At 68.5% G+C, this 7,620-nt stretch carries 8 protein-coding genes; 4 read left to right on the top strand and 4 right to left on the bottom strand.

All coding sequences use genetic code 11. The annotated features are described in order from the left end of the window. Window positions 1-67: 67 nt before the first annotated feature. Both rarD and E8A12_RS19785 read right to left on the bottom strand, forming a co-directional pair. A complete protein-coding gene (gene rarD, locus E8A12_RS19790) occupies window positions 68-997 on the bottom strand; it encodes an EamA family transporter RarD (protein ID WP_293372034.1) in 930 nt (309 codons plus the stop codon). Window positions 998-1,001: 4 nt separating this feature from the next. Then, window positions 1,002-2,033, bottom strand: a complete 1,032-nt coding sequence (locus E8A12_RS19785) for an aspartate-semialdehyde dehydrogenase (RefSeq protein ID WP_293372032.1) — start codon at window positions 2,031-2,033, stop codon at window positions 1,002-1,004. Between the two features lie 201 nt (window positions 2,034-2,234). Between E8A12_RS19785 and E8A12_RS19780 the strand changes: the two genes are divergently transcribed. Further along, complete coding sequence (locus E8A12_RS19780; RefSeq protein WP_293372030.1) at window positions 2,235-2,636, top strand: PaaI family thioesterase; 402 nt, start codon at window positions 2,235-2,237, stop codon at window positions 2,634-2,636. A gap of 12 nt (window positions 2,637-2,648) precedes the next feature. On the opposite strand, the gene E8A12_RS19775 is transcribed toward E8A12_RS19780, so the two are convergent. Then, complete coding sequence (locus E8A12_RS19775; protein ID WP_293372028.1) at window positions 2,649-3,056, bottom strand: EVE domain-containing protein; 408 nt, start codon at window positions 3,054-3,056, stop codon at window positions 2,649-2,651. A gap of 146 nt (window positions 3,057-3,202) precedes the next feature. Here E8A12_RS19775 and E8A12_RS19770 point away from each other — a divergent pair, with 146 nt between their 5' ends. From E8A12_RS19770 to E8A12_RS19760, 3 genes are read left to right on the top strand one after another with little or no spacing between them, the layout of a single operon-like run. After that, window positions 3,203-4,612 carry a pyridoxal-dependent decarboxylase gene (locus tag E8A12_RS19770; protein ID WP_293372026.1) on the top strand — a complete coding sequence of 470 codons (1,410 nt, stop codon included), beginning with the start codon at window positions 3,203-3,205 and terminating at the stop codon, window positions 4,610-4,612. A 10-nt stretch (window positions 4,613-4,622) separates the two neighbouring features. Further along, window positions 4,623-5,507, top strand: coding sequence for an alpha/beta hydrolase (locus tag E8A12_RS19765; RefSeq protein WP_293372024.1), 885 nt, complete (start codon window positions 4,623-4,625; stop codon window positions 5,505-5,507). 47 nt (window positions 5,508-5,554) lie between these two features. Continuing rightward, window positions 5,555-6,496, top strand: a complete 942-nt coding sequence (locus E8A12_RS19760; RefSeq protein ID WP_293372022.1) for a bifunctional helix-turn-helix transcriptional regulator/GNAT family N-acetyltransferase — start codon at window positions 5,555-5,557, stop codon at window positions 6,494-6,496. Here E8A12_RS19760 and leuB read toward each other — a convergent pair. After that, complete coding sequence (leuB, locus tag E8A12_RS19755) at window positions 6,493-7,545, bottom strand: 3-isopropylmalate dehydrogenase (RefSeq protein ID WP_293372020.1); 1,053 nt, start codon at window positions 7,543-7,545, stop codon at window positions 6,493-6,495. The two genes, E8A12_RS19760 and leuB, sit on opposite strands and share 4 nt — an antisense overlap. Window positions 7,546-7,620: the final 75 nt, after the last annotated feature.

The raw sequence follows: 7,620 nt of genomic DNA, 5'->3' as shown, positions 1-7,620 counted from the left end.
GGCAAGATCCTCCAGCCAAGTTCGCAAGCTTATGGCCCGGTCGCCGAGCGGCCCAGTTAAGCTTTGGTCATTCGGCGGGCTCGACGAGCTCGGTCGCCCGAAGCTCCGGCCGCGACCGTTTCCAGGCTGCGTAGGCGAAGACCACCGCGCCGCCCCAAATGAACAGGAACGAAAGGCCCCTCAAGGGCGTGAAGGCCTCGCCTTCCATGAACCCGATCGCGAACCCCGTTGTCGGTCCCAGGAACTGCAGGAAGCCCAGCGACGACAGCGGAATGCGCCGCGCCGCCCAGGAGAACAGCACGAGCGGCACTGCCGTGAACGGCCCACAGGAGAGGAGCCAGAGGGTCGAGGGCAAACTGGCGGTGAGGTGGCCCGCTCCCATCTTCTGCAGGAACAGCACGTAGGCAAGGCCGGGTCCCGCCAGTAGCAGGCACTCGACAAGCAGACCCGCCTGGGCCGAGACCGCCACCCGCTTGCGGACGATGCCGTAGCCGCCGAAGCTGAGCGCGAGGGCCAGGGAGACGGCCGGCAGGCCGCCGACTGCCACCGCCTGCACGACCACGCCGATGGCCGCCAGCGCGATGGCGACATAACCCAGACGGTCGATCTTCTCGTTGAAGATCAAGGCGCCGGCCGCCATGCCGATCAGCGGGTTGATGTAGTAGCCAAGCGCGGTCTCCAGCACCCGGCCGGAATTCACCGCCCAGATGTAGATCGACCAGTTGGCGCAGATCAGCACTGCCGAGAGCGCCAGCCACGCCAGCGAGCGCGGATTGCGGAACGCCGCCAGCACCTCCGGACCCTGGCGCGCGGCCAGGACGAAGATGAGCGCCATGGGAACAGCCCACACCGTGCGGTTGGCGAGGATCTCCAGCGGAGACATTCCCAGGCGTCCCATGACCTGGAACACCAGGGGAATGATTCCCCAGATGAGGTAGCACACGATGCCCGCCGTCAGCGCCAGACGGGATTCGCCGCCCGGCGCCGCGGTGGTCATGGCGTCAGGCGAGGGCTTTCTGGCGGATCAGGCCGCGCTCGTGGAGCAGTTCGGCGATCTGCACGGCGTTGAGGGCGGCGCCTTTCCGCAGGTTGTCGGCGACCACCCACATGTTCAGGCCGTTCTCGACGGTCGGGTCGTTGCGGATGCGGCTGACGAACACCGGGAATTCGCCCTGGGCTTCCTTGGGCGTCATGTAGCCGGTGTCGTTGTGCTGATCGATGACAATCAGGCCGGGGCTTTCGCGCAGGATGTCGCGCGCCTCGTCTTCATCCAGCGGATCGTGGAACTCGATGTTCACGGCCTCGGAGTGGCCGACCATAACCGGCACGCGGACGCAGGTGACCGTCAGCTTGATCGCCGGATCGAGCATCTTGTGGGTCTCGTTCCACATCTTGGTCTCTTCGTCCGTGTAACCGTCGTCCTCGAACTTGCCGATGAAGGGGATGACGTTGAAGGCGATCTGCTTGGGGAACTTCTTCGGCGGCGTGGCGCCCAGGACGAAGACATTCTTGGTCTGGTCGAACAGTTCGTCCATGCCTTCCTTGCCGGCGCCGGACACCGACTGGTAGGTCGAGACCACCACCCGCTTGATCCGCGCGCGGTCGTGCAGCGGCTTAAGCGCCACCACCAGCTGAACGGTCGAGCAATTCGGGTTGGCGATGATGTTCTTGCGGCTGGCCCATTCCGCGTCGTCAGGATTGACCTCCGGCACGATCAGCGGGACGTCGGGGTCCATGCGCCAGGCCGACGAATTGTCGATGACGATGGGGCCGGCCGCTGCGATCTTCGGCGACCACTCCTTGGAGAAGGTCCCCGAAACGCTCATCAGCACGAGGTCGACGCGGGAGAAGTCGAACTGGGCGATGTCCTCGCAACGGACGATCTGGTCGCCGAAATTGACTTCCATGCCGATGGATTTGCGCGAGGCGATCGCGTGAATCTTCTCCACGGGGAAGTTAACTTCCTCGAGGATGTTCAGCATTTCGCGGCCCACGTTGCCCGTGGCGCCGACGACGGCGACCCGGTAACCCATCGCAGTTCTCCTAGTCTTGAGGGAGCGTTCCGTTACGCTTCGAACCGGCCCGATGCAAGGCGAGCATAGCTGCGCGGCCTTTCAGATGTGCTGAGATGGCGTGGGCGTGGCGCGGGCGCAACCCGGAGCGAGGCGATTTGCCGGGCCAAGAGACCTAAGGCCGGGTGCCATCTGACGATGCTCAGTTGAGGGGAACCTTTGATGTCCGACACCGCCGCGCCAGCCTCCACCGGCATGCCGTTCTCCGACGTGATGGGCGTGGAGATCGTCGAGCGAGAGAAGACCCGCGTGGTCGGCCGCCTCCTGGTGCGCGAGACCCTCTGCACAGCGGGCGGCATCCTGCATGGGGGCGCCTACATGGCCTTTGCGGACGCGCTTGGGGCGATCGGCGGTGTGCTGAACCTGGCGCCGGGCGCGCGGACGACGACCTTGGAGAGCAAGACCAATTTCCTGCACGGCGCGGCGGTGGGATCGACGGTCACCGGCGAGGCTACGCCGCTGCACGTCGGGCGCCGCTCCAGCGTCTGGCAGACCCGCATCACCAATGACGAGGGCAAGCTGCTCGCCCTCATCATCCAAACCCAAATGACCATCGAAGCCTGATGCGCGGCCGGACTATTCGCCGGCCATCTTCAGGATCGCCGCCCACTCGGCATCGCGCACGGGCGAGACAGACAGGCGGCCCTGGCGGATCATCTCCAGGCCGGCCAGCGCCGGATTGGCCTTCATGGCCTGCAGGCTGACCGGCTGTTTCAGCGGGCGCATGGGCGCCAGTTCGACGGCCACGAAACGGCCTAGGGGATCGCTCGGGTCAAGGAAGGACTCCGTCACGACCTTGGCGACGCCGACGACCTCGAGGCCCTCCTGGGAGTGGTAGTAGAGCACCTCGTCGCCCAGCTTCATGGTCTTCAGATGCAGGGCGGCGGCGTTGTTGCGCACGCCGTCCCAGACGGTCTTGCCGTCCCGCTGCAGGTCGGCGAAGGCGTATTTGTTGGGCTCCGATTTCACCAGCCAGTGCGCCATCGCCTGCTCCCCTTGCCGCCGCTTCGAGGTCCGACAGGATCATGCGCGCCGGCGGATTGGCAAGGCGAATGCCCCTTCCGAATGTCGCTATCGCCCCGTTGACGCCACCGCCCGCGAGACCGCATCTGCCGCGCCTGGAGGGGCCCATGCCGAACGAGACCACCGACCACGCCGCCATGACGCGCGCCGCCGAGCATGCGCTGGCCTGGCTCGACGGGCTGGAGAACCGCCCGGTGGCCACCACCGCGACGCTCGATGAGATGCGCCGGCGGCTGGGCCGGCCGCTGACGGACCGAGGCGTGGAGGCCGTGCAGGTCATCGATGACCTCGTGGCCGATGTCGCGGGCGGCATCCTGGGCTCGCAGAGCGGGCGGTTCTTCGCCTGGGTGATCGGCGGCGGCGTCCCTTCCGCCATGGCGGCCGACTGGTTGACCACGGTCTGGGACCAGAACGCCGGCATCCACGCCTGTGGCCCCGCCGCCTCAGTGGTGGAAGAGGTCACGGCTGGGTGGCTGAAGGACCTGTTCGGGCTGCCCACGGAGGCCAGCGTCGGCTTTGTCACCGGCACCCAGATGGCGCATTCGACCTGCCTGGCCGCCGCGCGTCATGCGGTGCTGCGCGATCGGGGTTGGGACGTGGAGCGCCAGGGCTTGGTCGGATCGCCCGCCATCCGCATCCTGGCCAACGCCGAACGGCACGGTTCGGTTGATCGGGCCGTGCGGCTTATGGGCCTGGGCTCCGACAACATCGTCCCGCTGGCGACCGATGACGGGGGGTGCGTCTCCCCCGACGCGCTCGGCGCCGCGCTGCGCGCCTCGTCACAGCCGACCATAGTGGTGCTGCAGGCGGGCGAACTGAACCGCGCTGGCTTCGACCCCTTCGAGGCGTTGGCGCCGATGGCGCGGGCCGCCGGCGCCTGGACCCACGTGGACGGCGCCTTCGGCCTGTGGGCGCGGGCGACCGCGACCCATCGCGATCTCGCACGCGGGATCGAGCACTGCGACAGCTGGACCACGGACGCGCACAAATACCTGAACGTGCCCTACGACTCGGGGCTGGCGATCATCCGCGACGCCGCCGCGCATAGGGCGGCCATGACGCTGTCGACCAGCTACCTGCCGGCCGGCGGCGCGGCCCGGGATCAGATCGACTGGAACCCGGAGTTCTCCCGCCGCGCGCGGGGCTTCCCGATCTATGCCGCCTTGCGTGAACTGGGCCGCGACGGCGTCGCCGACCTGGTGGACCGCACCTGCCGCTTTGCCCAGGCTCTGGTTGCGGGGATCGGCGCGCTCCCGGGCGCCAAGGTGGTGGCGACCTCAAGCCTGAACCAAGGCCTGGTGCGGTTCCTGTCGCCGGCCCCCGGGGCAAGCGAGGCCGATCACGACGCCCGGACCGACGAGGTGATCGCGGCCATTGACGCGTCAGGCGAGGCCTACTTCGGCGGGGTCACCTTCGGCGGTCGGCGCTGCATGCGAATCAGCGTCTGCAATTGGCGCACGACGGAGGCCGACGTTGCGCGCACCGTTGCGGCGGTCGCCGGCGTGCTGCGGGGCTAAGGAGACCGACATGAGCTGGCGTCTCGCAGGTCTGGCGCTCGCCGCCGCAATGGCGGCGGGATCCGCGGTGGCCCAGACCAGCCCGATCTTCGCCGATCCGCCGCAAGATTCGGCACATCCGGCGCGGATGGAGGTGGTCCACATCCCGACCCACGGCGTGAAGATCAACGGGGTGTTCTATCTGGCCGCTGGCGCCGGACCGCATCCGACGATGGTGTTCTTCCACGGCATGCCGGGCAACGAACAGAACCTCGACCTGGCCCAGGCGGCGCGCCGGACCGGGTGGAACGTGCTGACCCTGCACTACCGGGGATCCTGGGGCAGTCCGGGGACCTATTCCTATCGGCACCTGATCGAGGACGGCGTGGCGGTCCTGGCGTTTGTGCGCGCGCCCGCGACCGCCGCCGCCTTTGGGGTCGACGTCCACCGCATCGTGCTCGCGGGCCACAGCAGCGGCGGCTTCGTGGCTGTGAACACCGCGGTCCGCGCCGCGCCGGTCCAGGGCCTGGTTCTGGTCTCCGGCACCGACGACGCCGGCGAGGCGCTGGCTGCGAAAGCAAGTCCCGATTCCTGGCGCAAGTTCGTCAAGGACGGCTACGACGGCCTGGAGACCCTGGTCGGCTGCACGCCCGTGGGCCTGGCCCAGCAACTGCTTCCCCACGGCAAGGACTGGACCTTCGCCGCAGCCGCCCCGAAACTTCGCGGCGTACCCTTGCTGGTCATCACCTCCGACGACGGCTTCGCGCCGGAGGGCGACGCCCTAGCCGCCGCGGTCGGCAAGCTGGGCGGTCCCGCGCCCAAGACCGTCCACTTCGCCACCGACCATCCCTACAGCGACCGGCGCATCGCCCTTCAGCAGACCCTGGCAGATTGGCTGGTTGCGACCGTCCATTAGTTGACGCCGTCAACTAGTTGCGCTTTGCTGGCGTTCGGGAGAACGCCATGCCCGTCGAGCTTTCCGACCCCGACCCCGACCCCGACCCCGTCGCCGCCGTCCGACGCTTCAACCGCTTCTACACCCGCGCCATCGGCGTGCTGGAGAAGGGCTACCTCGGCACGCCCTACACGGTGGCCGAGGGCCGGGTGCTTTACGAGATCGCCAAAGCCGATGGGATCGCCGCCAAGGCGGTGGGCGAGATCACCGGCCTCGATGCCGGCTACCTGAGCCGCATCGTGGCGCGGCTGGAGCGCGACGGTGTGGTGGCGCGCGAGCGGTCGGCTGACGACGCGCGAAGCGCGCTGCTGCGGCTTACGGCCCATGGCGCGGAGGTGTTCGAGCCGTTCGACCGGCGTTCGGCGATGTTGGTGGAGGGCATGATCGGCGGCCTTTCCAGCCGGAAGCGGCAGCGGTTGACCGCCGCCATGGCCGAGGTGGAGGTCCTGCTCGGCGCGCCGACGGCTGGCGCGGCGACGCTTCGGCTGCACCGGGCCGGCGACATGGGCTGGATCACCGAGCGCCACGGGGTGAACTACGCGCGCGAGTACGGCTGGAACGGCCACATCGAGGCGGTGACCGCACGGATCTGCGCCGACTTCCTGGACGGCTACGATCCGGCGCTGGAGCGCTGCTGGATCGCCGAGCGCGGCGGCGTGAGGCTGGGCTGCGTCTTCCTGGTGAAGGACGAGGTTCCCGACGTCGCGCGCCTGCGCCTCCTGATGCTGGAGCCGGCGGCGCGCGGCCTAGGGCTCGGCCGGCGGCTCGTCGACGAATGCATCGCCTTCTCGCGCGCCGCTGGCTACCGCGAGATCGTGCTCTGGACCCACAAGGTGCTGACGGCCGCACGGGCGATCTACGCCGCCGCCGGCTTCGAGCTCGAAGAAACGTGGACCCACGACGACTTCGGCGCGTCCGAGGTCAGCGAGACCTGGCGGCTGAAACTCTAAAGCTCGGTCAACACTGCGTCAGCCATCTCGATGGTGGTCAGCTGGCCGCCGAGATCCGGCGTGCGGGCGCCTTTCTCCAGCGCCTTGCCGACGGCGGCGTAGAGCTTGTCGGCGAGGTCTGCGCGGCCGAGCGACCAGCGCAGCGCCATTTCGAACGACAGGATCGCCGCCAGCGGATTGGCGATGCCCTGACCGGCGATGTCCGGCGCGGAGCCGTGGATCGGCTCGTAAAGCCCCGGCGTCCCCGGCGCGCCCAGCGCCGCCGAGGGCAGCATGCCCAGCGAGCCGGTGAGCTGGGCCGCTTCGTCCGAAAGGATGTCGCCAAACAGGTTGTCGGTGACCATGACGTCGAACTGCTTGGGATTCTTGACCAGCTGCATCGCGGCGTTGTCGGCCAGGATGTGCTCGAGCTCGACGTCGGCGTACTCGCGGCTGTGCAGGTCGGTCACGACCTGACGCCACAGGAGCCCCGTCTCCATGACGTTGGACTTCTCGGCACTATGCACCTTGTTCTTTCGCCCGCGGGCCAGCTCGAAGGCGACCCGGGCGATCCGCTCGATTTCGGCGGTGGTGTAGACCTGGGTGTCGACGCCGCGCCTGCCGCCGCCCGGCAGGTCTTCGATGCCGCGCGGCTTGCCGAAATAGACCCCGCCGGTGAGCTCGCGGACGATCATCAGATCCAGGCCTTCGATCACCTCGCGCTTCAGGGTCGAGGCGCCCGCCAAGGGCTGGAAGCAGATCGCGGGCCGCAGGTTCGCGAACACGCCCATGCCGGCACGCAAACCCAGCAGGCCCGCCTCCGGGCGCTTGTCGCGCGGCGCATTGGCCCACTGCGGGCCGCCCACCGCGCCCATCAGCACGGCCTTGGCGGCCTTGGCCTGGGTCAAGGTCTCATCGGCCAGCGGCGTGCCGAGCTGATCGAAACTGGTCCCGCCGAACGGCCGCTCGTCGATGGTCAGGTCGTTGGCCAGGCGGTTGGCCACCCGGCGCACCTGGGCGGTCACTTCGGGCCCGATTCCGTCGCCGGGCAGGAGCAGCAGGTCGGTCATGATGATAGGCCCTTCAGGCTAGAGCGCGTTCGGAGGCGGTCTCGTAGGCGAAGAGCTTGCGGTCGGAAACCCCAT

Origin of the sequence: Phenylobacterium sp. (assembly GCF_004799395.1) — a bacterium.
Lineage (GTDB): Bacteria > Pseudomonadota > Alphaproteobacteria > Caulobacterales > Caulobacteraceae > Phenylobacterium.
Note: the sequence above shows the minus strand (reverse complement) of the source record. Positions and strands in the feature narration are given on the sequence as shown.

Bases quoted from the DNA above. Each gene is read 5' to 3' on its own strand.
- rarD (WP_293372034.1), bottom strand. From the start codon at position 997: ATGACCACCGCGGCGCCGGGCGGCGAATCCCGTCTGGCGCTGACGGCG.
- E8A12_RS19785 (WP_293372032.1), bottom strand. From the start codon at position 2,033: ATGGGTTACCGGGTCGCCGTCGTCGGCGCCACGGGCAACGTGGGCCGC.
- E8A12_RS19780 (WP_293372030.1), top strand. From the start codon at position 2,235: ATGTCCGACACCGCCGCGCCAGCCTCCACCGGCATGCCGTTCTCCGAC.
- E8A12_RS19775 (WP_293372028.1), bottom strand. From the start codon at position 3,056: ATGGCGCACTGGCTGGTGAAATCGGAGCCCAACAAATACGCCTTCGCC.
- E8A12_RS19770 (WP_293372026.1), top strand. From the start codon at position 3,203: ATGCCGAACGAGACCACCGACCACGCCGCCATGACGCGCGCCGCCGAG.
- E8A12_RS19765 (WP_293372024.1), top strand. From the start codon at position 4,623: ATGAGCTGGCGTCTCGCAGGTCTGGCGCTCGCCGCCGCAATGGCGGCG.
- E8A12_RS19760 (WP_293372022.1), top strand. From the start codon at position 5,555: ATGCCCGTCGAGCTTTCCGACCCCGACCCCGACCCCGACCCCGTCGCC.
- leuB (WP_293372020.1), bottom strand. From the start codon at position 7,545: ATGACCGACCTGCTGCTCCTGCCCGGCGACGGAATCGGGCCCGAAGTG.